Source organism: Citrobacter sp. MNAZ 1397 (assembly GCF_023613995.1).
Lineage (GTDB): Bacteria > Pseudomonadota > Gammaproteobacteria > Enterobacterales > Enterobacteriaceae > Phytobacter > Phytobacter ursingii.
On the sequence record NZ_JAKIVH010000001.1, the window covers coordinates 2688376 to 2713894 of the forward strand.

26 protein-coding genes are annotated in these 25519 nt (G+C 54.8%); 9 read left to right on the plus strand and 17 right to left on the minus strand.

Features of this window, described 5'->3' with window-relative positions; all coding sequences use genetic code 11:
• Positions 1-65 precede the first annotated feature (65 nt).
• A complete protein-coding gene (locus L2097_RS12635; protein ID WP_103280048.1) occupies positions 66-833 on the plus strand; it encodes an SDR family NAD(P)-dependent oxidoreductase in 768 nt (255 codons plus the stop codon).
• Between the two features lie 180 nt (positions 834-1013).
• Here L2097_RS12635 and L2097_RS12640 read toward each other — a convergent pair whose 3' ends face one another.
• From L2097_RS12640 to L2097_RS12655, 4 genes are read right to left on the minus strand one after another with little or no spacing between them, the layout of a single operon-like run.
• Complete coding sequence (locus L2097_RS12640) at positions 1014-1775, minus strand: amino acid ABC transporter ATP-binding protein (RefSeq protein WP_047371364.1); 762 nt, start codon at positions 1773-1775, stop codon at positions 1014-1016.
• Entirely contained in the window at positions 1768-2433 is a 666-nt protein-coding gene (locus L2097_RS12645; RefSeq protein ID WP_047371365.1) for an amino acid ABC transporter permease, read from the minus strand. The genes L2097_RS12640 and L2097_RS12645 overlap by 8 nt, the downstream gene beginning before the upstream one ends.
• 14 nt (positions 2434-2447) lie before the next feature.
• Positions 2448-3089, minus strand: coding sequence for an amino acid ABC transporter permease (locus L2097_RS12650; RefSeq protein WP_047371366.1), 642 nt, complete (start codon positions 3087-3089; stop codon positions 2448-2450).
• 46 nt (positions 3090-3135) lie between these two features.
• Entirely contained in the window at positions 3136-3984 is an 849-nt protein-coding gene (locus L2097_RS12655; RefSeq protein WP_041852217.1) for a transporter substrate-binding domain-containing protein, read from the minus strand.
• A gap of 234 nt (positions 3985-4218) precedes the next feature.
• Between L2097_RS12655 and pdxR the strand changes: the two genes are divergently transcribed.
• The 3 genes from pdxR to L2097_RS12670 all read left to right on the plus strand — a co-directional run bounded on the left by pdxR (position 4219) and on the right by L2097_RS12670 (position 7184).
• A complete protein-coding gene (gene pdxR, locus L2097_RS12660) occupies positions 4219-5682 on the plus strand; it encodes a MocR-like pyridoxine biosynthesis transcription factor PdxR (RefSeq protein WP_085005643.1) in 1464 nt (487 codons plus the stop codon).
• Positions 5683-5748: 66 nt separating this feature from the next.
• Positions 5749-6867 carry a YbdK family carboxylate-amine ligase gene (locus L2097_RS12665; RefSeq protein WP_250352931.1) on the plus strand — a complete coding sequence of 373 codons (1119 nt, stop codon included), beginning with the start codon at positions 5749-5751 and terminating at the stop codon, positions 6865-6867.
• Positions 6868-6938: 71 nt separating this feature from the next.
• The gene (locus L2097_RS12670; RefSeq protein WP_250352932.1) at positions 6939-7184 is read left to right on the plus strand and encodes a DUF1158 domain-containing protein; all 246 of its coding nucleotides are present in this window, start codon (positions 6939-6941) and stop codon (positions 7182-7184) included.
• 690 nt (positions 7185-7874) lie between these two features.
• Here L2097_RS12670 and L2097_RS12675 read toward each other — a convergent pair.
• The gene (locus tag L2097_RS12675; protein WP_047371371.1) at positions 7875-8216 is read right to left on the minus strand and encodes a RamA family antibiotic efflux transcriptional regulator; all 342 of its coding nucleotides are present in this window, start codon (positions 8214-8216) and stop codon (positions 7875-7877) included.
• 36 nt (positions 8217-8252) lie between these two features.
• A complete protein-coding gene (locus L2097_RS12680) occupies positions 8253-9353 on the minus strand; it encodes an MBL fold metallo-hydrolase (RefSeq protein WP_085005644.1) in 1101 nt (366 codons plus the stop codon).
• Positions 9354-9548: 195 nt separating this feature from the next.
• Between L2097_RS12680 and L2097_RS12685 the strand changes: the two genes are divergently transcribed.
• The 3 genes from L2097_RS12685 (at position 9549) to L2097_RS12695 (ending at position 11357) form a co-directional block, all read left to right on the plus strand.
• On the plus strand, positions 9549-10139 hold the full coding sequence (locus L2097_RS12685; protein WP_142519292.1) for a TetR/AcrR family transcriptional regulator: 591 nt from the start codon (positions 9549-9551) through the stop codon (positions 10137-10139).
• Positions 10129-10497 (plus strand): MmcQ/YjbR family DNA-binding protein, encoded by a 369-nt coding sequence (locus tag L2097_RS12690; protein ID WP_047371374.1) that lies wholly within the window; start codon positions 10129-10131, stop codon positions 10495-10497. The genes L2097_RS12685 and L2097_RS12690 overlap by 11 nt, the downstream gene beginning before the upstream one ends.
• Before the next feature lie 62 nt (positions 10498-10559).
• Positions 10560-11357, plus strand: coding sequence for a PhzF family phenazine biosynthesis protein (locus L2097_RS12695; protein WP_250352933.1), 798 nt, complete (start codon positions 10560-10562; stop codon positions 11355-11357).
• A 7-nt stretch (positions 11358-11364) separates the two neighbouring features.
• Here the strand turns inward: L2097_RS12695 and L2097_RS12700 are convergent, their stop codons facing one another.
• A complete protein-coding gene (locus L2097_RS12700) occupies positions 11365-12237 on the minus strand; it encodes a helix-turn-helix transcriptional regulator (protein ID WP_085005647.1) in 873 nt (290 codons plus the stop codon).
• A 107-nt stretch (positions 12238-12344) separates the two neighbouring features.
• Between L2097_RS12700 and L2097_RS12705 the strand changes: the two genes are divergently transcribed.
• Positions 12345-13766, plus strand: coding sequence for an MFS transporter (locus tag L2097_RS12705; protein WP_047371376.1), 1422 nt, complete (start codon positions 12345-12347; stop codon positions 13764-13766).
• Positions 13767-13771: 5 nt separating this feature from the next.
• Here the strand turns inward: L2097_RS12705 and L2097_RS12710 are convergent, their stop codons facing one another.
• The 6 genes from L2097_RS12710 to pheP form a co-directional block, all read right to left on the minus strand.
• Positions 13772-14641, minus strand: a complete 870-nt coding sequence (locus L2097_RS12710; protein WP_047371377.1) for a DMT family transporter — start codon at positions 14639-14641, stop codon at positions 13772-13774.
• Positions 14642-14705: 64 nt separating this feature from the next.
• The gene (locus L2097_RS12715) at positions 14706-15686 is read right to left on the minus strand and encodes a LacI family DNA-binding transcriptional regulator (RefSeq protein ID WP_250352934.1); all 981 of its coding nucleotides are present in this window, start codon (positions 15684-15686) and stop codon (positions 14706-14708) included.
• A gap of 421 nt (positions 15687-16107) precedes the next feature.
• Entirely contained in the window at positions 16108-17256 is a 1149-nt protein-coding gene (locus L2097_RS12720; RefSeq protein WP_250352935.1) for a Gfo/Idh/MocA family protein, read from the minus strand.
• Positions 17253-18317 carry a sugar phosphate isomerase/epimerase family protein gene (locus L2097_RS12725; protein WP_250352936.1) on the minus strand — a complete coding sequence of 355 codons (1065 nt, stop codon included), beginning with the start codon at positions 18315-18317 and terminating at the stop codon, positions 17253-17255. Before L2097_RS12725 ends, L2097_RS12720 begins: the two co-directional genes overlap by 4 nt.
• A 15-nt stretch (positions 18318-18332) precedes the next feature.
• Positions 18333-19571 (minus strand): MFS transporter, encoded by a 1239-nt coding sequence (locus tag L2097_RS12730; RefSeq protein WP_047371381.1) that lies wholly within the window; start codon positions 19569-19571, stop codon positions 18333-18335.
• A gap of 163 nt (positions 19572-19734) precedes the next feature.
• A complete protein-coding gene (pheP, locus tag L2097_RS12735) occupies positions 19735-21132 on the minus strand; it encodes a phenylalanine transporter (protein ID WP_250352937.1) in 1398 nt (465 codons plus the stop codon).
• Positions 21133-21503: 371 nt separating this feature from the next.
• Between pheP and L2097_RS12740 the strand changes: the two genes are divergently transcribed.
• The gene (locus tag L2097_RS12740) at positions 21504-21974 is read left to right on the plus strand and encodes a 2TM domain-containing protein (protein WP_047371383.1); all 471 of its coding nucleotides are present in this window, start codon (positions 21504-21506) and stop codon (positions 21972-21974) included.
• Positions 21975-22016: 42 nt separating this feature from the next.
• Here L2097_RS12740 and L2097_RS12745 read toward each other — a convergent pair whose 3' ends face one another.
• From L2097_RS12745 to L2097_RS12760, 4 genes are all read right to left on the minus strand, one after another.
• Positions 22017-22466 (minus strand): GNAT family N-acetyltransferase, encoded by a 450-nt coding sequence (locus tag L2097_RS12745; protein WP_250352938.1) that lies wholly within the window; start codon positions 22464-22466, stop codon positions 22017-22019.
• A gap of 160 nt (positions 22467-22626) precedes the next feature.
• Entirely contained in the window at positions 22627-23493 is an 867-nt protein-coding gene (locus L2097_RS12750; protein ID WP_250352939.1) for an ABC transporter permease, read from the minus strand.
• Positions 23465-24307 carry an ABC transporter ATP-binding protein gene (locus L2097_RS12755; RefSeq protein WP_250352940.1) on the minus strand — a complete coding sequence of 281 codons (843 nt, stop codon included), beginning with the start codon at positions 24305-24307 and terminating at the stop codon, positions 23465-23467. Before L2097_RS12755 ends, L2097_RS12750 begins: the two co-directional genes overlap by 29 nt.
• A gap of 20 nt (positions 24308-24327) precedes the next feature.
• On the minus strand, positions 24328-25332 hold the full coding sequence (locus L2097_RS12760) for an ABC transporter substrate-binding protein (RefSeq protein WP_047371387.1): 1005 nt from the start codon (positions 25330-25332) through the stop codon (positions 24328-24330).
• Positions 25333-25519 lie beyond the last annotated feature (187 nt).

Sequence of the window (25519 nt, forward strand, 5' to 3'; positions counted from 1 at the left end):
TGGCTCTGTCTCTCCCGCGCGCGCGTTTTCTATAGTGGCGGAAGAAACCAGCACAGGAGAGAGAAATGACAACAGCAAAGAAAGTGGTCTTTATTACCGGCGCGACATCCGGATTCGGCGAAGCCGCCGCACGGGTCTTTGCCAAAGCAGGTTGGTCGCTGGTGCTGAGCGGGCGCCGTCTGGCACGTCTTGAGGCGTTACAGGATTCGCTTTCGGCAGATGTCCCCGTTCACATTATTGAGCTGGACGTTCGCGATAAAGACGCCGTGAAACAGGCCGTTGCCGCACTTCCCCCCGCGTTCGCCGATATCACCACGCTTATCAATAACGCCGGGCTGGCACTTTCACCACAGCCCGCACAAAACGTTGATTTGCAAGACTGGCAGACCATGATTGATACCAACGTCACCGGACTGGTCAACGTCACCCACGCGCTGCTGCCGACGCTGATTCAGCATGGCGCAGGGGCGAGTATCATTAATATTGGTTCAATTGCCGGGCAGTGGCCTTATCCCGGTAGCCACGTTTATGGCGCAACCAAAGCGTTTGTGAAGCAGTTTAGCTATAACCTGCGCTGCGATTTGCTGGGTACGGGCGTACGGGTGACCGATCTCGCGCCGGGTATTGCGGAAACGGAATTCACGCTGGTTCGCACCAAAGGGGATCAGGCGGCATCCGATAACTTGTACCGTGGCACCACGCCGCTCAGCGCACAGGATATTGCCGAACAGATGTTCTACATCGCCACGCTGCCGGACCATATGAATATCAACCGGGTGGAAGTGATGCCAGTGCGCCAGGCCTGGCAGCCGTTTGCTATTGACCGGGATTAATATGTCTGCGGTAGCCCGAATAAGGCGGTCACGCTGCATGCGGGACATGTTTTCCCCCGGTGGCGCTGACGCTTACCGGGGCTACCGTCGCGTAGCCCGGATAAGGCGTTTACGCCGCATCCGGGATATGTTTTCCCCCGGTGGCGCTGACGCTTACCGGGGCTACAGTGAGAAGGGAAATTAGCGGCTGGATTGCAAAAACTTACGCACGCGGTCTGAGTCCGGGTTAGTAAAGAACTTCTCTGGCGAGGCCTTCTCGATCAGCAATCCTTTCTCTAAAAACACCACTTCATCTGACACCTGGCGGGCAAAATCCATCTCGTGCGTCACCACCACCATCGTATAGCCTTCGGCAGCGAGGTTTTTCATCACCCCCAGCACTTCATTCACCAGTTCAGGATCCAGCGCCGACGTCGGTTCATCGAACAAAATCACCTCCGGAGACATCGCCAGCGAACGGGCAATCGCCACGCGCTGTTTCTGCCCACCGGAAAGGGTAATCGGATACACATCCGTTTTATGGCTCATCCCGACCTTCTCTAACTGGCGACGACCAATCTCGTCTGCCATCTCCCGCTTCATGCCTTTCACATGAATCAGCGCTTCGGTGACATTTTGCAGCACCGTCAGATGTGGCCACAAATTAAAGCTCTGAAACACCATGCCCACGCGTTCGCGGATTTTCGACAAATCTTTGTGCGACATGGCCTTGCCCGAGGCGTCATCCACGCCAAGGCGCTGACCACTGATGCGCACTTCGCCGCGATCGGGCTGCTCCAGCCAGTTCATGCAGCGCAACAAGGTCGATTTCCCTGAACCGGAAGAACCGAGAATACTGACCACCGTGCCCTTCTCCACCGTCAGGTTGATATCACGTAACACTTCAACGTTATCAAACTGCTTGGACAGATTCTTAACGCTAACCGCACTTTGTTCAGGCATGGGTCATTCCTCTCTTGTTTCCATATTGGCTTAGTCGTTTAATCAGCAGTTCAAGTAAAATACTGATGCCCCAGTACAGCGCAATGGCGACGATAAAGGCGTTAAACGGAATAAAGTACGTTGACTGCACGCTATTCGCGGCGGCGGTGATCTCCTGTACAGTAATAATGCACAGGAAGGCCGTGTCTTTCAGGCAGATAATTAACTGGTTGCCCATCAGCGGCAGCGCAGAAGAGAAAATATTAGGCAGGATGATACGCTGAAAGATTTTATAACGAGAAAACCCCTGCGACACAGCGGCTTCAATATAACCTGCAGAAAATATACGGCGCTGGCTACGTAATATTTCGAAGAAATAGGCACCATGATAAATCACCAGCGCCAGCAGACCGGCCGTCCAGGCTTCCATACTAATACCCAACTGTGGCAGGCCATAATAAAGTAAGTAGGCCAGAATCAGAAAGGGAACAGCACGCATCAGGCTGACAAAAGCAATAATTATTCTGTCAATTACGCGATTTTGGTATTCCATAATGTAGCACAGGAGAATGCCGATAAATAAACCGACAACCGCTGCAATAATAAACAATTCAAGCGTTGAAAGCAGGCCATTGAAAAAACTCTCGCGTGCTGACCAGACAATACTCCACTGACTCATATACCCTCCTGCTTTTATCGCGCCAGGCGCTTCGCTTTACGTTCCGCCATGCCCTGCAATTTCAGCAACAAGCCGATAATGATGACGTAGAGCAATCCCGCCGCCAGAATGGGAGACAGGGGTTCATAGGTCACCGAGGAAATGCGGTTGGTGACGCGGGTCAGGTCAACCACGCCGATTATCGCAATCGCCGGGCTGCCTTTAATGAGAAAAGACATCTCGTTCACCAGCGCAGGCAGGCTTTCAATCCACATTTGCGGCAACATAATGTAGCGAAAATAGGTCCAGCGCCGCATACCAACAGATTCGGCGGCCTCACGTTGTTCACGAGGAAAATTACGAAAGGCGTTACGCCAGATTTCGGCATTAAACGCGGATGTATTCAGCGTTAATGCCACAATCGCCGCCGCCGTTTTATCCAGGTTTATGCCCAGCGTCGGCAGCGACAGGAACAGGAACAGAACCAGCGTCACCAGCGGTGTAGCGCGCGCCAGACTGATATAGACCACCAGCGCCTGATCGACGACCGGGATTTTCATCATACGAATAAAGGCGATTACCAGACCGATAACCACCCCGAACGCGATAGCCACGCCCGAAATCCAGAGGGTCGTCCATGCGCCTTCAATTAATAACTGCCATGCCATTGAATCCATGGTCCCCTCCTTTTCTGACTGGCGGCGGTTGCCCGCCGCAATGAACTTATAAACCGGCTAACTTGTGGAACTGATCGGCACTGGTGATCGGCTCTTTCGGCAAATCGTAGGTTTCGCCAAACCATTTTTTCTGCAACTCAGCCAGCTTGCCGGTTTCGGTCATGTGATTCATAAATTTGGTCATGAACGCCAGCAATTCCGGGGAGCTTTTGGAGATGGGCCATGCCATATAACCCGGGCCAGAGACCGGCAGTCCCTTGGCAAAGACTTTCGGCTTCGCTTTCACCAGGTCATTGACGGAGATAACCACGTTAATCACGTAATCGACGCGTTTGTTAGCCAGGTCGGCATAGGCTTCCGGGTAAGATTGATATTCCACAACCGGGCCAAGCTTACCGCCGACTTTCTCCAGCATCGCTTTCAGTTCTGGCAGACGTGCCAGCAATGCGCTGCCTGCCTGAACGCCTACTTTTTTACCGCTCAAATCTGCGATGGTATTTAATGTTTTGTCATCTGCGCGTTTCACAAAATAATGTTGCGCAGACGCCCATGGCGGTGTGAAATTAAATACATTAAGACGTTCATCGGTAATCACCGCGCCGGTTAACGCCATATCATATTGCCCGGTAGATACAGCAGCGAGCAGGCCCGTCCAGGGTAAAATACTTTGGTTGATATTGAATTTTGCGTATTTACGCAATTCGTCGAGCATATCCTTGTTAAACCCTTCCGATTTACCATCTTTCATAAAGTTAAACGGTGCATAGTCATCTTCAGTCGCCACTTTCAAAGTGCCAGACTTTTCGATTTCGGGTAAATCTGCTGCGACTGCGTGTAAAGAAAAAGCCAAAGTGAACATGGCTGCAAGACAATATTTGCCGAATACTTTTTTCATTTCTCTACCCTTAATTAAATATGCCAGAAAGGTTCATCCCAGACATGCTGGAACTATTGCAATAAATATGCCGACTGCGTTTCTTGACCGCTCTTTTGTGACTGCGTTTTTACAATAGGGAGCCTTTTTGCTTTCTGAATAGAGCCAGTTTCGGCAAATGAATGTGTCAGATAACGGGAAGCTGGTATGGAATTTGCTCCAAATATATCCATGTCTTTTCCAGCGGAGTGCGTCATGATTCGTCACCTTTTGCATGTCAATTTTGATGGTCAGCGTGGTTTACAGGAACAGGTGCGTGAATCGCTGATAAACGCCATCCTGAGCGGCATTTTTCAGGCAGACACCCCTCTTCCCTCATGTCGCCAACTCGCTGGTCAGCTTAATGTTTCTCGCAATACCACGGCGCTGGTATTTGAAAGTCTGGTCAATGAAGGGTATCTGGTCAGCCGCCCACGCAGCGGGTATTACCTGCACCCGGATTACTACCATGCCGGTCAAAACGTGTCGCAATCTGCACCTGAATGCGAAAGCGCTGCACCACGATGGGGCAACCGCCTGCAAATCACGCCCAGCCAGCAGGAGTCAATTCTCAAACCCGCTGGCTGGATGCACTATCGCTACCCGTTTATTTACGGCCAGCCGGACACGCAACAATTTCCCCTCGCCTTCTGGCGTGCTGCGGCAAACTGGCTGCACGGCGGCGTACGTGACCCGTCCTGGGTTATCGATCATATCGATCAGGATGTGCCCATGCTGGTTGAGCAGATCCGCACCCGGGTGCTGCCGAAACGCGGTATCGTTGCCGCCCCGGATGAAATCCTCATCACGCTGGGCTCACAGAACGCCCTGTATTTACTGACCCGCCTGTTGATGTCACGGCAAACGCGTGTGGCGGTCGAAAACCCGGGGTTTCGCGAAGCGATCAATACATTTCTGCTTAACGACACCCATATCGTTCCGCATCCGGTTGATGAAGAAGGCATTGTACTGAGCGAAACGCCCTGCGATTACTACTACGTGACGCCGGGACATCAGGTGCCAACGGGTGTCACCATGAGTAAAGCGCGCCGGGTCCAGTTGCTCGAATACGCCACCCGGCATGACGCGGTGATCATTGAAGATGACTACGACTCGGAAAGTAACTTTACGCAAAACCCCTTACCGGCGTTGAAAGCCAGCGATCGTAGCGGGCGCGTTATCTATGTCAGTAGCCTGTCAAAAGCGCTCTCACCCGGACTGCGGCTGGGCTTTATGGTAGCCGCGCCGGAAATCATTGACGAAGCCCGCGCGCTACGTCGCCTGGTGTATCGCCATCCGCCAACCAACATTCAGTATCAGATGGCCCATTTCCTGGCACAGGGCCATTACGAGACACACCTGCGCCGCTACCACGAAGACTCTGCACGCCGTTGGGATACCTTGCATAACGCGCTGCAAACCTTTTTGCCCGAGTGCAAAACGTTCGGTGGCAGCGAACATGCCAACGCGTTCTGGCTGAGTACGCCAAAACATATCAGCACTCAGCAACTCACCTGGCGCGCGGCCCATGCGGGGGTATTGATTGAGCCGGGGGCGCGTCATTTTCTTGATAGCGCGCCCCCGGATAACTATTTCCGCATGGGATTCCATGCCATTAATCCAAATGCCATCGTGCCCGGTGTTGAAGTACTCAGGGGACAGCTGGAGCAAATCGGATAAATTCGGCCCATGCAGGTCTCCAGGGCATGCCTATACTTATCGAAAACCTCACAAGGATAAGCGAGCATGCCCCTACCCGATTTTCATGTATCAGAGCCTTTCACCCTCGGGATTGAACTTGAACTCCAGGTCGTTAATCCACCCGGCTACGATCTCAGCCAGGACTCTTCGCGTCTGATCGACGCGGTAAAAGCGCAAGTTAAAGCCGGAGAGGTCAAACACGACATCACGCAAAGCATGCTGGAAATTGCGACAGGAGTCTGCCGCGACATCAACCAGGCGGCACACCAGTTTTCCGCCATGCAACAGATCATTTTGCAGGCGGCAAACGAGCATCATGTACAGATTTGCGGCGGCGGCACGCACCCTTTTCAAAAATGGCAGCGTCAGGAGATCAGCAACGATGAACGTTATCACCGGACGCTGGAAATGTTCGGCTACCTGATGCAGCAAGCGACCGTTTTCGGCCAGCATGTGCACGTGGGCTGTCCGAGTGGCGATGATGCCATCTATCTTCTTCATGGGTTATCACGCTTTGTGCCGCATTTTATCGCGCTTGGCGCCGCGTCCCCCTATGTGCAGCGAACGGATACCCGTTTCGCCTCATCGCGACTGAACATTTTTTCCTCTTTTCCGGACAATGGTCCCATGCCCTGGGTCAGTAACTGGCAGGAGTTTGAAGGATTATTTCGTCGCCTCAGCTATACCAGCATGATTGAGAGCATTAAGGATTTGCACTGGGATATTCGCCCCAGCCCCCATTTTGGTACCGTCGAGGTGCGGGTAATGGATACGCCATTGACCTTGTCACATGCGATTAATGTCACCGGATTTATTCAGGCTATCGCCCACTGGCTGCTGGCAGAACGCCCGTTCAAACATCAGGAGCGCGATTATCTGCTGTATAAATTCAACCGTTTTCAGGCCTGTCGTTTTGGTCTGGAGGGGCTCATCACCGACGTTCATACCGGCGAGCAGCGTAAGATAGCCGACGATATTGAACGGATGCTGGATAAAGTTGCGCCGTGGGCGGATAAACTCAATGCGGGCAGTGCCATCGCCGAACTGATGAATTTCGTCAAACGCGGGAAAAGCGAATCGCAAATGATGCGCGACTTTGTTGCCGACGGCGGCTCGCTGATTGGACTGGTGCAAAAACACACCGAAATTTGGGCGGCGGGCTAGCACAGTCCCGGGAGATTGCACCTCCGCGCACTTTCCCGGACAATATCGTTTTTAACAACCGATTAACTGTTATGAAGCACCCACTGGAAACATTAACCACCGCGGCAGGTATTCTGCTGATGGCCTTCATCTCGGTATTGCTGCTACCCGCCCCTTCCCTGGGGTTGGTGCTGGCGCAAAAGCTGATGGATACCTTCCATTTTCAGGACCTGAATCAGCTCTATACCATGCTGTTTTGTCTGTGGTTTCTGCTACTTGGCATTATCGAGTTCTTTGTTTTGCGCTTTATCTGGCGCCGTTGGTTTTCACTGGCTTAAGGTCTGCCCCGGATAAAGCACCTGCGCCGCCATCCGGGAAAACCCGTCGGGTGGCGCTTCGCTTACCCGACCTACCAATGCGTAGATACTGTGAACATCTTCAACCCTTTTTAGTCTTGGCTTACTCGTTTTCCCGCATGATAACCATAGCGACATCTTTGTACCCCCAGTCGCAGAGCGTGCAGCGAGGAGGTTGAGTCCCCGCTGAAATCGGTGAGACGAAGACCCGATGACAAGGACAGGCCGCCAGGGATGGCGGACTGAGGTTTGTCGAGACACGACGTCGAGTCAAACCGACCGCAGGAAGCGGGGCGGGAGGCGAACGCAGTGCGAAGCACCGATTTCTTTGCGGGGCCGCGGGGATTGTAAAGGGGAACGCGGTGTTCCCCTTTACCCGTTCACGTGTTCGAGGGTGACATTTCGCCATGAACATACGGTGAACGGAACCCACCTCCCGAGCCGCATTTTCCCCCTCACCCTGGCCCTCTCCCTCAGGGAGAGGGAACCGATCGAGCTCGCATTTTTGTCGGGATCCCTCTCCCCTCTACGATCGGGCACCAAACCTGTAGAACTGGCCGGTTCTTTCTGATGAGGTAATCATACAAGCCCGGATCAGGCGCCTGCGCCGCCATCCGGGAAAAATTCAGGGCAAAAAAATCCCGGTTGACCTTAGGCCACCGGGATTAGGCGTCAATGCGCGCGTGGATGATTCTCTTTGCGCCAGACACCCGGCGGCTGATTGAAGGTGCGGGTAAAGATCCGCGTAAAGGTCTGTTGCGAATCAAAGCCATATTTCAGGCAAATATCGTAGACCTTATCATTGGTATTGAGTAAATCCCGCGCCGCCAGTGACAGTTTGCGTTCGCGAATATAGCGCCCCAGACTCTCGCCTTTGTAATGCAAAAACAGCCGTTGCAGATGCCATTTTGAATACCCGGCATGGCGCGCGATATCATCAATACGCAATGGTTGATGTAAATTGTCGTCGATCCACTCGACGATAGTGTCGATAACCTGAGCGGAAATAGTCATACAGCGCTCCTCCTCTCTGCTCTTCGAAATAAACCGTTATTCCCACCAGGCGTGGAAGCTCTGGGCGCTATCCGCCGCATGAACCGCCTCGCCGAGAGTGGGCGTTAACAATCGATACCCTTTGCCGAGGCTTGCCGCCGCCAGACGTTTATAAGGATCGTCCCAGGTATGTTTTGCCAGCACGAATCGTCCGGCGTGGCCCGGCAGTACCGCCCGCGCATTTAACTCCTCCGCTGCTTGCGCCGTTTCCTCCGGCATCATGTGGATGTACTTCCAGTCCTGGTCGTACTGACCGTTTTCAAGGATCGCCAGATCCACCGAACCAAATTGCTCACCGATGGCCTTAAAGTGCGGCCCATAGCCGGTATCACCGCTGTAATAGAGCTTGCGGTCCGGGGTGACAAACATAAAGCTCGCCCACAACGTCTGGTTGCGTTTCAGACCGCGCCCGGAAAAATGGCGCGCAGGCAGCACATACACATCCAGGTTGCCGCTAACAGTGATTTTCTGCTGCCAGTCCGCTTCCTCGATGATGTCCGGGTTCATGCCCCAGTAACGCAGATGCGATCCCACGCCGAGCGGGGTGATCACCCGTTTGATTTTTGGCATCAGTCCCCTGATGGTGGCGTAATCCAGGTGGTCGTAGTGGTCATGGGAAATGATCAGCAGATCGATTTCCGGCATGGCCTGCGCTGTCCACGGATAGTCGCCGTCGAAGGCTTTATTCAGAAACGAGAACGGCGCGGCGTAATTGCTCAGCACCGGATCGATAAGAATGCGCTTCCCGGCCAGTTGCAGATACCAGGAAGAGTGACCCAGCCATACCGCCGTGTCCTGCTCCAGCGGCAGACTTGCCAGATCGGTCTTTACCATCGGCAATGGCCGCTGTGGGCGTGCATTTTCCCGGCGGGTGGTTAAAAACTCCCACATTGCCGCCAGCATACTTTTCTGCCCCGTATAACTGGGCGTAGGTAACTGATTATGAAATTCACCGTCCCGGTACTGCGGGGACTGCTCCACCCTGGTCAGTTGCTCGCCCTGTGGGCGCTGACCAAATCCGGCGTTTAAAACAAAAGGCAAACTGGCAGCAGATACAACGAGCATAATAAGAACCACGCTAAGTAAGAGACGATGCATACCCTGATCCGAGAAAATGTCCCTTCCGCTGGAACATTAAAAATAGACTGGACTTGATTATGAGTGAGTAAGCACTCATTATAGAAATGAATAGAAAGTCGTCAAGATGATTTTCGATCTTTGATGTTCAGCGTTGCAGCGTCACAGAGGGCATGGTTCAATCGTGGTTTTTCTAAATGTGAGAGGGAAAGTGTAGTGGCTCGTCCGAAGAGTGAAGATAAGAAAATGGCATTACTGGATGCGGCAGCTGTCGCTATCGCGAAAACCGGCATTGCCGCCTCGACCGCGGTGATTGCCCGTAACGCGGGCGTGGCGGAGGGCACCCTGTTTCGTTATTTTGCCACCAAAGACGATCTGCTTAATGCGCTCTACCTGCATTTGAAATCTGACCTTTGCCAGACCATGATCGACAGCCTCGATCGTTCGCTCAGCGATCCTAAAATACACACCCAGTCCATCTGGAACAGCTATATCGACTGGGGTATCCGTCATCCGTCTGCACATAACGCGATTCGCCAGATTGCGGTGAGCGAAAAAATCACCCCGGAAACGCGCCAGCAGGTTATGGATATGTTCCCGGAGCTGCATGAAATCTGCCACCGCTCGGTGAGGCCGGAATTTCTTTCCGAAGCGCTCTCGCCCTTTGGCGACGCCATTTTTCTGACGCTGGCGGAAACCACGATGGATTTCGCCAGTCGCGACCCGCAAAAAGCAAAAGAGACCAAACGGCTGGGCTTTGAAGCCATGTGGCGCGCGCTCACCGTGGATAACAGCGATGGACAGTAAAACCCTGCAGGAGACCGCTCGTCGCATTGCACTGGAGCTGCCGTTTACTGACCTGTGCTGGCCGTTTGGCCCGGAACACGACATTTTCAAAGTCGGCGGTAAGATTTTTATGATGACCACCACCGCTCATGGTCGGCCCATGGTGACCCTGAAATCAGACCCGCAAAAATCCCTGCTTAATCAACAGATTTATCGCAGTATTGAGCCGGGTTATCACATGAATAAAAAGCACTGGATCTCCATTTTTGCTGGCGATGATATCAGCGAAAATCTGCTCGCCGATCTGATCAATGACTCGCGGGACCTCGTGGTCGATACGCTGACCAAAAAAGATCAGCAACGTCTGCGTCCGCGCTGACTGTTCGGAAAACCTAAAACGCGTTACCGTAGCGTTTCGTTTTTCTGACAGGAGCACGCGCAGTGGAACTTGAGATCTATCAGGTTGATGCTTTTAGCACACGCCCTTTTTCCGGCAACCCGGCGGGCGTGTGTATTACCCCTCAGGGTCTTGAAACAACGACCATGCAGCAGATAGCGGCGGAGATGGCCGTCTCCGAGACCGCATTTCTGGCGCTCGATGAGTACCGTCTGCGCTGGTTTACACCCGAGGCAGAGGTCGATTTATGCGGTCATGGCACGCTCGCCACGGCCCATATTTTGCGCCAGACCGGACTGCTTGCCGTGGGTGAAAGCGTTGTCTTCACTACCCTCTCCGGGCCGCTTAAAGCGACCGCCGGTCCTGATACCATCGAACTGGATTTCCCGCTTCTGGTGCCGGATATGCAGTATGTGCCGGATGACGCTTTGCTGGATGCGCTGGGTCTCGACGCCAGTGACGTCTCTGCCTGCGGGAAGTTTGGCCCCAAAGTGATGATGGTGGTGGAAGACGCACAGATAATTGATGCGCTCAAACCGCGCTTCCAGGCGCTTAGCGCACTGCCAGGACGGGGTGTGGCGATTACCGCCCCCGGTCATGGCAAATACGATTTTATCTCTCGCTACTTCGCGCCATGGGTGGGGGTAAATGAAGATCCGGTGACCGGTTCTGCGCACTGCGCGCTGGCGGCATACTGGGCGGCGCGTCTGGATAAGCGTACCCTCTGTGCCTGGCAGGCATCACCGCGCGGCGGGGAATTGCACATTGCGCTGACCTCAGCAGGTCGGGTAGCGCTGGCAGGCCAGTCGCATACGGTTCTGGCCGGAACGCTCTATCTTTGAGAAGCCCCTAGCCATGCTCCGCCAGCCATGCCAGCGCCCGCTCACCCTGCTCATCTATCGGTAAATAGACCAGCAGCCGCGAACCGTTGCGCGGCGCTGAAAACCAGTACATTTGCTGCAAAGAAAATTCGCCTAACTCGGGGTGAGTAAAGGTTTTCAACTGGTTCTCCACGCCTCGCACGTCATAGTGCTTATGCCATAGCGAGGCAAACTCTTCCGATACGGCGCAAAAGCGCGCCAGCTTCGCTTCCCACAGCGGGTCGCCCCGGTGCTCCGCCATCGCCGCACGGAAATAGGCAACAAATGTCGGCAGGACACTCTCTTTGCGCCCGATTCGGCTACGCCACGTCGGATTCGTCAGGTAGAGATAGATACAATTACGCTCATCTTCCGCTATTTGATGAAAATCTACGCCCATCATCCGCGAAAATGCCTCATTCCACGCCACAATATCAAAATTGGGCTTTTGGATACTGGCCGGTTGTGGCAACAGGCTATCGAGCATTTTACGCGCCCCGATGCTGATACCTTCACACTGCGGCACGGCGGGCGTCTCCGCAGGCGTCAGCCCTGCGAGCAAAAACAGATGGCGGGTTTCGGTTGCCGAACACTCCAGCGCGTTGGCGATCGCCTGCATCACGCTGGCAGAGGGGTTGACATCCCTTCCCTGCTCCAGCCAGGTATACCAGGTCACACCGACGTCTGCGAGTAACGCCACCTCTTCACGCCTTAAGCCTGGTGTGCGACGCCGACCGCTGCGCGGCAGACCGAGACGCTGCGGGTCGAGGCTTTCACGGCGGGAACGTAAAAAAGCGCCGAGCTGTTTTCGATTTTCGTCCTGTACGCTCAACAGAGGGGCTCGTTCCGACATCAGGCTCATAAAACCTCCAGCATGGTAGTACCAATACCAGTATAAGCAAGAACTGGTACCCGTTTTCAGTATCAGCGATGCTACGTCTATCCGATGAATGACGCAATGGAGTTACCATGAATACGTCAGTTGTTTCACCCGGTCGTGCGGGCTTGTTGTTACTGTTGACCGGGCAAATGCTGCCCATGATCGATACCTCGATCACCAACGTCGCCCTCGATTCCATCACGTTATCGCTGCATACCAATACGACGCAACTCTCCCTGATTGTGGCGCTGTATGGCGTCGCGTTTGCCGTCTGCCTGGCGATGGGCAGCAAACTGGGCGATAACCTTGGCCGGCGCAAAATATTCTTATGGGGAGTCGCGCTGTTCGGTATCGCCTCCCTGCTGTGCGGTCTTGCAAATTCCATCACCGCCCTCCTCGCGGCACGCACCCTGCAAGGCATGAGCGCGGCGCTGATCATGCCGCAAATTCTCGCAACGCTGCACGTGACCCTCAAAGGCCCGGCCCACGCCCGCGCAATCAGCCTGTATGGCGGTATCGGCGGTGTGGCATTTATTATCGGACAGATGGGGGGCGGCTGGCTGGTGTCGGCGGATATCGCCGGACTCGGCTGGCGCAACGCCTTTTTTATTAACGTGCCCATCAGCCTGCTGGTACTGGCATTAAGCCATCGCTATGTCCCGGAAACCCGCAATGAAGCCCCAACGCGCATTGACTGGCAGGGTACTTTCGCGCTGGCGCTCATCTTGTGCTGCCTGCTCTTCCCGCTCTCCCTTAGCCCGGATTTAGGCTGGCCGTGGCAAAGCCAGGTGGCCTTACTGGCAATCATCCCGCTGGCACTGTGGATGCGCGCGGGCGCACTGCGTCAGGAGCGAAACGGGTTGCATCCGCTGATGCCTCCGCGCCTGCTCAAATTAGCCAGCATTCGTTTCGGCCTCTTAATTGCGCTGCTGTTTTTCTGCGCCTGGTCCGGCTTTATGTTCTGCATGGCGCTCACATTACAGGCCGGTGTCGGCATGGCGCCGTGGCAATCCGGCAACAGTTTCGTGGTATTGGGATTGTTCTATTTCGCCTCGGCCTGTTATGCGCCGACACTGATCGCCCGTCACAGCCTGCGTACCATTCTGCTAAGTGGTATTGCGATTCAAATAAGCGGCCTGGCGGCTCTGTTCGCTACGATCTGGTTGACCCACGGCCATCTCAACGCCCTGAATCTTGCGCCGTCCACCGCGCTAATTGGTTACGGACAGGCGTTGATCGTGAACAGTTTTTACCGTATCGGGATGCGTGACATCGCAAGCCAGGACGCGGGGTCAGGCAGTGCGATTCTCAGTACGCTGCAACAGGCAACGTTGGGCCTGGGTCCGGCAGTGCTCGGCGGGCTGTTTTTGCATCTGCTCAACCTCAGCCAGGGCAATTACAACGAGGCGCTGGGCGGGTTTTTAATCGCAGAGATCGTGATGATGCTGCTGCTTGCCGTCGCCGCGATTGGCGCACGCCAGCAACTTGCGCCCCGTTGCCCGGCAAACTGAGGACATCATCTTTTTGACGGCAGGCGTGCCACCAGCCGCCAGCGAAACCAGAGCTGTGCGACCAGAATCAGCACGCCGCCGATGATTTTTTGCAGCGGCAGGCGTTCGCTGTACCAGAGAGCGGCAACGATCACCGTCAGCAGCGGTTCGAGCACCATGATGATGGCGGCGCTGGCAACGGCGGCATATTTCTGCCCCTGCAGTTGCAGGCCAAAACGCAGGCTGGTGGCAATCAGAATACTGGCAACCAGCCACAGTGCCGTGGTGGTAGTAAATGGCTGCGTCCAGTGTTCAAAGAAAAGCGAGATCAATACCCCCGCCAGCCCCGTTAGCGCCAGTTGAACCGCCGTGAGCGGAAGTAGCGGGACATCGCGGGCAATACGGCTGGTGTAGCAAAACGAAATGGATTGCACAAAAGCGGTCAACAGGAACCAGCCCTGGCTGGGATGAAAGACAATCGGCGTATGCAGGCTTAACAGCGCAAGGCCAATAAAGGCAAGCGGAAGGCATTCCCAGTACGCACGAGCCGGACGCACTCCCATCATGCCCCACGCGACCAGCGGCACAAACAGCATCGACAGGCTCATGATAAACGCCCCTTCACCCAGCGACGGCGTGGTCGATACCGACCAAATCCACAGGCACAGGGTGAGCGCCATCCACAGGCCGCTAATCAAGACCTGACGGAGTTTCGCCAGCGCAATAGGCTGCCCGCGACAAAATGGCAGCAACACCAGCGCCGCACCTAAAAAACGCAGCCCCAGAAAGGCGAAGACGGGCATACCGGATATGGCCTCGCGGGAAAAGATCCAGCCGCAGGCGGCAATCATAGTGGTGATGACCAGGAACAGTTCTGCTTGTCGTTGCCGGTTCATTGGCAAAGCCCCTAACGTATAACCCGCCAGCGAAAAGGCGGGCAAAAAAATAACATCAATATTCTCAGGCGCTGGCGCGGGAAACGTATTGCCAGTCCATCATGATCCTCTGCGCCGGGGCCTCGGGATTATCTATTTTATTGAGCAGTAGCCCAACGGCCTGGCGGCCAATCTCTTTTGACGGCTGATAGACCGTCGTCAGCGGCGGCGTAACCATTTCCGCCAGTTCTGTACCATCAAACCCGACCACCGCAATATCCTGGGGCATTTTCAGCCCGGCTTCATGAATAGCCAGTACGGCCCCCGCTGCGAGAGTATCCGACACGGCAAATACCGCATCAGGACGTTCAGTATTGCGCAGCAAAGCCTGCATGGCGGCTTTCCCGGCGCTAAAACTCAGGTCGCTCGCATACTTAACGACCGTATAATCACGCTGATGCGCCTTAAGTCCGGCGCGGTAACCCTCTTCGCGTGAGCGGGCATATTTATAGCTGAGATCGTGGTTAATCAGCGCGATACGTTGACAGCCGCGCGCCAGCAACTGATCAATCACACATTGCGCTGCGTCGACATCGTTAATGCCTACACAGGAGACATCACCGTCATCGGCATATTCCGCGCACTGCACCCAGGGGGCGCTGCCGATAAGCGTCGCCAGTTCCGGCAAGCGCGAGGAGGCGTCCATGGTGATGATGCCGTCGACGATTTTCCCGGAAAGCAGGTTGAGTGCCGAGCGCGAGCGCTCCATATCTGAACCGGTATTGCACAGCAGGATACGAAAACCGTTTTTTTCCGCTTCTTCTTCAATCCCTTTCACTACTTCGGCGCAGAACGGGTTGGCGATGTTGGAAACCAGCACCAGAATCATTGAGCTGCGGGCGGTACGCAACTGGCGCGCCAGCAGGTTCGGCTGGTAATTGCTTTCAGCAATGGCTTTGAGTACGCGCTCGCGGTTTTTGGCTTTAACGGATTCACTGTTATTGAGCACGCGCGAAACGGTCGCGACGGAAACGCCAGCCAGCCTGGCGATTTTTTGAATGGACATAACGTCGATATTTCCTGCGGTTAGCGTCTGGCTAGCAGGCTACCACAACGTCAGATGGCATGCACGACGCACACCCGGTGCAGCATCCGGATAGCATGGCAGGCGTAACCGCCAGGGTTGTCCCGGATGCGGTTACGCCTTATCTGGGCGACGGGTTCGGTGCCCGATCGTAGAGGGGGGAGGAATCCCCACACAAAATGTGAGCACGATCGGTTCCCTCTCCCTGAGGGAGAGGGCCAGGGTGAGGGGGAAAACGCGGCTTGGGAGGTGGGTTCCGTTCACCTTATGTTTATGGCGAAATGTCACCCCCGAACACGTGAACGGGTAAAGGGAAACACCGCGTTCCCCTTTACCATCCCCGCGGCACCGCAAAGAAATCGATGCTTCGCACTGCGTTCGCCACCCGCCAGGTCAACCAATATCAATACGCCACCGTCACCCACTTTTGCTGCGCGTGACTTTGCAGGATGGCGTCGATAATAAACATCACGTTGGCCCCATCGTAAAACGAGGCAAATCGGGCCTCGTCACGAGCAGGCATTTTCCCGTCCTTTACCGCACGATAGAAGTTCAGCATCATGTTTTTAAACGCATCCGGCCAGCCTTCGATATGTCCTCCCGGGAAATGCGCGCTGGCGGCGACATCCGGTGACATCAGCCCGGGGTCATCAGTCAGGATCTGGTTAGGCTGCTGGCGATGGCCAATCCACAGTTGTTGCGGCACTTCCTGATCCCAACCCAGTGAGCACTCACTACCGTTTATTTCAAAACTCAGGCGATTTTTCCGCCCCGCACTCACCTGCGACACGCTAAAGCACCCTTTACTGCCATCGTCAAAACGCACCAGCACCGACCCGGCATCCTCGGTGGTCACGGTTTTGTCTTCCACCTCTGCCGCCTGCTGCGTATGGGTGAAAGTCCCGGCTCCACGGCGGGCTTTGCGAGTCGCCCAGACGATGGATAAATCCGCCATCACCTGGGTAATACGCCGCCCGGTGACAAACTGCAGCGTATCGCACCAGTGCGAACCGATATCCGCTACCGCCCGCGACGGACCGCCGGATGCCGCATCCACGCGCCAGTTATAGTCCGTTTCCAGCAGCATCCAGTCCTGCAGATAGCTGCCATAGACAGAAAACAACCGCCCCAGTTGCCCGGACTGACGCAAACTCGCCGCCTGCTGAACCATTGCAAACTGGCGATAGACGAAACTGACGCCGTGCACCACGTTCGCTTGTTCGGCAAGCGCCACCAGCTCACGCGCCTCTTCGACCGTCATACACAGCGGCTTTTCCGAAAACACGTGCTTTCCGGCCCGCAGGATTTGACGGTTGATGTCCGCATGCAAATGATTGGGCGTGCAGTTATGCACCACCTGTAACCCCGGATGCGCCAGTAGCGCCTCCACGCTGGCATACGCATTCGGTACGCCGAGCTGCCTTGCCTTTTGCTGTGCGTCCGCCAGATTTGCATCGCACAGTGCCACCACCTCAACAAAACCCAGCCGCCGAATGGCTTCAATATGCGCCGGGCCAATAAACCCGGTGCCAATAATTCCGACCTGAATCATTCCACACTCCCCAGCCCTAACATGTTGCGCACGCTATTCCGGTCTTCTTGCCCGGCGGCAAAATCATCAAACGCATGTTCCGACACAGGAATAATGTGACGGCGAATGAACTCACTGCCTTCCCGCGCGCCGGTCTCTCCGGCTTTCAGGCAGCACTCCCACTCCAGCACGGCCCAGCCGTCATACCCGTACTGGGTGAGTTTGCTGAACACCGCGCCAAAATCGATTTGCCCGTCCCCCGGCGAGCGAAAACGTCCCGGTCTGTCGACCCAGCTCTGATAGCCGCCATAAACACCGCTACGCCCCGTTTTCCGGTACTCCGCATCCTTCACATGGAAGGCTTTGATGCGTTCATGGTAGATATCGATAAATGCCAGGTAATCCAGCTGTTGCAGGTGAAGATGGCTCGGGTCATACAGGATATTGCAGCGCGGGTGGTTGTCTACGCCGTCAAGAAAACGCTCAAAGGTGACGCCATCATGCAGATCTTCACCGGGGTGGATTTCGTAGCACAGATCCACACCCTGCTCATCAAAGCTGTCGAGCACTGGCCGCCAGCGGCGGGCCAGTTCAGCAAATGCCTCTTTAAACAACAGGGCGTTATGGGGAGGCCACGGGTAGAGATAAGGCCAGGCCAGCGCGCCGGAAAAGGTCGCATGCGCGCGTAACCCGAGATTTCGCGAAGCACGCGCCGCCTGGCACAGTTTTTCTGTCGCCCAGGCCTGACGCGCCGATGGATTTCCACGCCGCGACGCAGGAGCAAAGCTATCAAACGCGGCATCATAGGCCGGGTGTACCGCTATGAGTTGCCCTTCAAGATGCGTGGAAAGCTCGCTAATCGCCAGCCCGCGCTCCGCCAGCACGCCGCGCACATCGTCACAATAACTCTGGCTTTGCGCCGCCTGTTCGACATCAAAAATCGCCGGGTGGTTACAGGGGATTTGCAGCGCCTTGTAGCCCAGCCCTGCCGCCCAATCGGCCAGCCCTTCCAGCGTATTAAATGGCGGCCGCTCCCCAATGAATTGCGCCAGAAAAATCGCCGGCCCCTGAATGGTTTTCATAGCACCTCCCACAGCTTATGCGTGCTCTTGATCGTTGTATTTAAAAGAAAGAAGGAAAATCAGCGCGATAACGGCTGCGGCAATCGCCGGGATCCACCAGAAGGTCACCCACGCCTGTGGCAACGTCTGCCCGGCGACAAGGCGGTTATACAGCGCACCGGAAATTTGCGAGCCCAGCAGCATGCCAATGCCGTAGGTGAACATCACAATCATGCTTTGCGCCTGACCTTTTACCTTCTCGCCCGCCACGCGGTCGGTGTAGATAAAGCCAACCACAAAGAAGAAGTCGTAACAGACACCGTGTAACAAAATGCCGAGATAGAGCAGGAACCGCCCTTCCTCACTCACACCGAGCGCAAAGAAAGCATAACGTACAAACCAGGCGCACATGCCGATCAGCAGCATGTACTTCACACCGAGGCGGCGAAACAGCAGCGGGATCACCAGCATAAAGAAAATTTCAGACATCTGGCCGAAGGACATCGCGGTACTGACGTCCCCCACGCCCGCATCTGCCAGATAGGAAGCGGTGTAGGCGTAATACGTGCCGAGCGGGACGGAAATCAGCATCGCGCAGAGCGAGAAGACAAAGAAGTGACGGGTTTTCAACAGGGCAAACGCATCGGCGCAAAACAGGTCACGCATGGCGACCGGCAGCCCTTTAGCAGGCGCCGGCGTATGCGGCAGCGTCAGGCTATAGAGCGCCAGCGCCACGGAGCAGATTGCCGCCACCTGGAAAATGGTCACGCTCGACGAAATGCCCGTCACGCCGATAAAGATCCCCGCCACAATCCAGCCAATGGTGCCGAACACGCGTACCACCGGGAAGGTTTTGTCGATATTGCTCAGGCTGTGGAAGGCGATGTTGTTGGTCAGCGCCAAAGTGGGCATGTAGCACAGCGTATAGCCAAACAGCAGCGCAATCAGCATGGCGCCGTTTTCCGCCACCAGCGCCTGCGGCACAAACATCAAAATCGCGGCCCCGGCCAGATGCATCACCGCCATCACTTTCTGCGAGGCGAAGAAGCGATCCACCAGCATACCGAGCACAAACGGCGACAGAATGGACGCGATAGGCCCGGCGGAAAACGCATCACCAATCAGCAGCGACATGTTGTGCTGCGTCATCACCAGACCGAGCGTAACGGACCAGCTCCCCCAGATAAAAAACTGTAAAAACATCATCAGTGACAGCCGGGGCACCAGCAGTCGATGCTGAACGAGATTTCCACTACTTTCGGTTGTTGACACCATTTTTTTGCCTCACCCATTAAAAGTAATCGATTACAAAACATATCAAGAACAAAAGTAATCGATTACAAATTATTTGACTTGCAGAATGACGCCATTGTGGGAGATCTATCACGATAAATTTACTGGGGAGAAATTGCCCCGCCGGATCTGGCGAGGCAGCGTGTTATGCGCGTTTCTGAGGACGACGTAATGCGCGGAAAGCAACAAACAGGAAGACGATCCACACCGGCAGCAGAATGGCCGACAGCCGCATCCCGTCCATGGTGCACATCAGCACGAGGATCATCAGCATAAAGGCGATGCACAGGTAGTTGCCGAAAGGATAGAGCAGCGCCTTAAACTGGGGATCGCGCCCTTTGCGACGCATCGCGGCGCGGAATTTCAGGTGCGCCAGCGAAATCATGATCCAGTTCAGCAGCAGCGTCGCCACCACCAGCGCCATCAACAGCCCAAACGCCTCTTTTGGCAGGATATAGTTAACCAGTACCACCAGCGAGGTGATCGCGCCGGAGAGGAACAACGAGTTAACCGGCACGCCGCGACGGCTGACGCGGGTCAGGAAGGCGGGCGCGTTACCCTGTACTGACAGACCAAACAACATACGGCTATTGGAATAGACACCACTGTTGTAGACCGACAGCGAGGCCACCAGGATGACAAAATTCAGAGCCGATGCCACGAGATTGCTGTTCAGGTTGTGGAAAATCATCACAAAGGGACTGCTGTCGGCTTTGATATCGACCCACGGATACAGCGCCAGTAAAACCACCAGAGAACCGATATAAAACAGCAGGATACGGTAGACCACCTGGTTGACTGCTTTCGGGATGGTGGTGTGCGGCTCGCTGGCCTCAGCCGCCGTGATACCAATCAGTTCAAGGCCGCCGAAGGAAAACATAATCACCGCAAGGGAGAGGATCAGGCCGTTCCAGCCGGTGGCGAAGAAACCGCCGTGAGACCAGAGATTGTCGAAGCTGGCCTTCTCTCCGCCATGACCACCGAACAGCATCCACAGACCAAAACCGATCATGCCGATGATCGCCAGCACTTTGATAAGGGCAAACCAGAACTCGGTTTCGCCATACAGACGCACATTCACCAGATTGACAGCATTAATAATGATGAAGAAGGCGGCAGCCCAGATCCAGGTTGGGACATCGGGAAACCAGTACTGCATATAGATGCCGGCGGCGGTCAGTTCCGCCATTCCTACCAGCACAAACATCGCCCAGTAGTTCCAGCCGGACAGGAAGCCCGCAAACGGCCCCCAGTATTTAAAGGCAAAATGGGCAAATGAACCGGAAACTGGTTCTTCAACCACCATTTCACCGAGCTGGCGCATAATTAAGAAGGCAATAATGCCTGCGACACCATAGCCCAGCAGCACCGCCGGACCCGCCATCTGGATTGCCGGACCGATACCTAAAAATAGGCCGGTACCGATAGCGCCCCCCAGGGCGATTAATTGAATATGGCGGTTTTTCAATCCCCGTTGCAGCGTCGGCCCCGAATCCGACGCGGTATCTGCTGAGTGCTCAGATACCTTTGACGCGTTTTTCACGTCTTTCCCCTTTTCGTGTTTTCATAAAGCCGCACCTTTTAACATTTACGGCACGGTGTAGCAAGAAAGTCAGGGCTGCGGAAAAGGGCCTCCTGAGCAGGTATGTGATATCTCCCGTCCTTTAGACACGCGGGATAATAATCCGATCGGCACCGATGGATTCCAGGGTGAAAAGGCAAAACCCGGCGCATTTGCAGCAGAATAAAACCGAAAAACCGCATCACGCATTGTGCTTGAATATCGCAACGCCAAAGAGCAAAGTGGCTCGGCACGCGGCGTGTCATGCCGCTGTCAGGTTGCTGTCGGGTGCATGTCGTGTCGCCATTTTCGCTTTTGGGCAACGCTGTAATCCTGCTTACCACGGAGACATTATGATGAGTACCAATCGAGTGAAAGAGTTTCGCCTTGCCCGTGCCTGGTCTCAGGAACAGCTCGCGGAAATGGCGGCATTAAGCGTGCGTACCATACAGCGCATTGAAAACCAGGAACAACCAAGCCTGGAAACGCTCAGCGCTCTGGCGGCCGTTTTTGAGGTGAGCGTCAGCGAACTTTCCGGCAGCACGCAAAGCGAAGGCGATGAAGCGCTTGATCAGCGCATCACGGAAGCCAGAAAGCAGCTGGAACAAGAAAGCCGCTTTTACCGCTCGGTATTAACCGCAGTGGTGGTCTGCGTTTTACTCTATATCCTCAATCGCACGACATCGCCAGAGAGCGTCTGGTCACTATGGGTAGCCGCTATCTGGGGCGCGTTACTGGTAGTGCGTGGACTGCGTGTTTTTGTCTTTGGCAATTTGATTGCCGGCTGGCAGAAAAAACGGCTGCAAAAGCTGCTGCGCAAATAATCCCATAAGCGCGACTGCCACCGCATAGCGCTTGCCCGGATCTTACAGGGTCTTGATAAAACACACTGCGTCATCCCTGCCGATATAGGCGCCATAATTGTCGGTAACGGTGTAGCCGTGCTTTTTATAAAACGCCACGGCCTTGTGGTTGATGCGCCGCGTTTCGAGGGCGATTTCACGATAGCCAAGCGCGCTTGCGGCCTCTTCCAGAAAGCGCAAAAGTGCGCTGCCGACCCCCGCTTCGCGACCGGTGGAATACATTCTTTTCAGTTCCGCCGTTTCCTGTGTTAACGGGCGAATGGCGCCGCAGCCTATCGCAACACCCTGCGCGTTTCGGGCCAGCGCCCATACTGCCCGCGCGGATTGCAGATCGGCAATATTAAAAGAACGTTTGCCGCTGCTGCCGGTTATCTGTGCGAGCACGGAGGAAAGTTTTTCAATAAGCGCCTGCGAGTCTGTCGATAACGGATCGGCTTTTTCTATCTGGATCATCTCTTCCTCTTACAGTTTATTGTTGCCCTGTCGTCACGCATGAAGCGCTATAACAGTTAAAAGCCGTTGAAGATAAAGTCCAGCGTATTTTTACTCTAAAGGTCATGGCGAAGATGAGCGCCCTCGCCCGGGGGCGAGGGGCAGTACGAGGGGAAAAAAGCTAACGCTGCATACCCCAGCGCTTAATCGTCACCTTCTCCAGGCTGGCAAAGACCACGCCTTCCACCAATAAACCAATCACAATCACCGTCACCAGCCCGGCGAATACTCTGTCAGTAAACAGCTCATTGCGGTTCTGGAAGATATACCACCCCAACCCCCCCTGACCGCTTGAAGCGCCAAACACCAGTTCGGCGGCAATCAACGTACGCCAGGCAAACGCCCAGCCGATCTTTAACCCGGAGAGGATCGAGGGTAGCGAGGCCGGGATCAAAATAGTCAGCACATAGCGGGGGCCGCTCAGCCCGTAATTACGCCCGGTCATGCGCAGCGTTTCCGGCACACTACTGAACCCGGACCAGGTATTGAGCGCAATCGGCCACATCACCGAATGCACCAGCACAAACACCAGGCTGACATTCCCCAGCCCGAACCACAACAGCGCCAGCGGCAACAACGCAATGGCGGGCAATGGATTGAGCATCGCCGTAAGCGTGCTCAGCAGGTCGCGACCAAACTGGGTGGTCACCGCCAGCGCGCTCGCCAGCAGCGCCAGCACGCTGCCAATCAAATAGCCCTTTAACAACGTACTAAAAGAGTTGACGATCTTCTCCGGTAACTCGCCGTTACGCATATCCTCTGCCAGTGCCTGCAGAGTTTGCGCCACGCCGGGCAGCATCAAATCATTTTGTGTCACCCGCGCCGCCAGCTCCCATAATGCCAGCACCAACAGCAGAATAAGCGACTTGCGTAGCCATGTCTGATGCCATAACCGCTGGCCCAGCGGCAGCGGCGTCTCGACAGGAAGATCGCGTAACGGCGCAAGCTCGCGCTCAAATTCAGGACGAATGTAAGGTGGCTGCGACATACGCGCGCTCCTGTTTCTGTTCGGGCCGCGGGTCGTTAGCCGTGGTCGGAAATAACAAATCGTGAATATGGCTGGCGGCATGTTGAAACGCCTCGCTGCCATAGTCATTCAGGGAATATTGATGGCAATTCAGCTCAGCGCGCACCCGGCCAGGATGCGGCGATAACACCAGAATACGGCTTCCCACCACCAGCGCCTCCTCAATGGAGTGGGTCACAAACAGCAACGTAAAGCGTTCTTCCTCCCACAGGGCAAGTAACTCTTCTTGCATGGTGCGACGCGTCAGGGCATCCAGTGCAGCAAAGGGCTCATCCATCAGTAGAATACGCGGCTTCATCGCCAGCGCGCGGGCTATCGCCACACGCTGCTTCATCCCCCCCGAGAGCATGTGCGGCATCACATCGGCAAAGTCCGCCAGCCCCACTTTATTCAGAAAATGCAGCGCTGTGTCGCGGGCTTGCACGCGGGTCGCCTTGCGACTTGCCAGCAACGGGAACATCACGTTCTCCAGAACCGTCTTCCAGGGCGGTAACTGGTCAAACTCCTGGAACACCATCATCCGCTCCGGCCCGGGCGCGCGGATGCGTTGCCCTTCCAGCAACATCTCACCGCCGCGCGGCGCAAGAAAGCCCCCTGCCGCTTTCAGCAGGCTCGATTTCCCGCACCCGGATGGCCCGAGCAAAATAAAGCGATCGCCTGGCCAGACATCAAAGCTGACATCGTGGGTGGCCCGCACCTGACGTTCGCGGGTGCGGTATTCAATATCCACATTTCTGACCTGTAGCAGCGGTCCGTCGGATGTTGTCTGTGCCATTGTTGCCTCCGCCATGCGGCTTAACTGCCTGGGTTTTCCCACGCTTCATTGAAGAAATAGTCTTTCCAGGAGTCGGCTTTGTTTTTCAACACGCCCAGCTCGTAGAGTTTTTCGGCGTATACGCCCGTACGTTCAGGCGAAACGGTAAAACTGATTTCCGGGTCATTAACAATTTTTTGTACCAGCGCTAATGGCAGACGAGATTTCTCAACCCGAATATAGGTTTCTGCGGCGGCATTTTTATCGGCATTAATAATGTTTGCCGCTTCACTCAGCGCGCGATAAAACGCTTTATACGTTTTTGGGTTCTCATCATGAAATTTTTGCGTGGTGTACAACACATTAAAGGTTGCCTGTCCGCCGAGTACATCATAAGAACTGAGAATTTTATGGACATTGCTGTGTTCCAGCGCCTGATACTGGAATGGCGGGCTGGAGAAATGGGTCGTAATTTCCGAACCACCGGCAATTAACGCCGCACTGGCATCCGGATGTGGCAAGCTGACGCTAATATTATCGAAGCGTTTGAAATCTGCGTTGCCATATAATTTGGCGGTTTCAATCTGCAAGGTCCGCGACTGGAAACCCACCCCTGCCGCCGGTACTGCAATACGGTCTTTATCGCTGAGATCTTTAATCGTTTTTACCGCCGGGTTATTGCTCAGCAGGTAATTAGGCATCGACCCTAATGAGGCAATCGCTTTCACATTCTGTTTGTCTTTGGTGCGATCCCAAAGGGTCAGAAGCGGCGGAACACCAGCAGAGGCCACATCCAGCGCACCGGAAAGCAGAGCTTCATTCATCCCTGTCGCCCCGGAAATGGTGCGCCAGTCAACCTCAATATCAAGCCCCTCTTTTTTCCCTTCTTTTTCGATAAGCTGCTGGTCACGCACCACATCGAGAATCAAATAACCAATACCAAACTGCTGGGCAATGCTGATTTTTCCTTCTGCCAGCGCCGATGCGCTAATACCGCTCAACGCAACGGTCAACATTGCACTGGCGATCATTGTCATTTTATTCATATCCTTTCCCCGGAGGTTTCTTATGTCATATCCGGAAAATGATTGGCTGGCGGGGCATTAAAAAGGAAATGATTTTATTCGCAATGCTTATCTAAAAAATCACAATAGCGTTATGGGTCGTCTCTATTGCCAATGAATAGCCAAAAACTGGCAAAGCAAAGTTAATTTTGATGGTTATGTAAAAAAA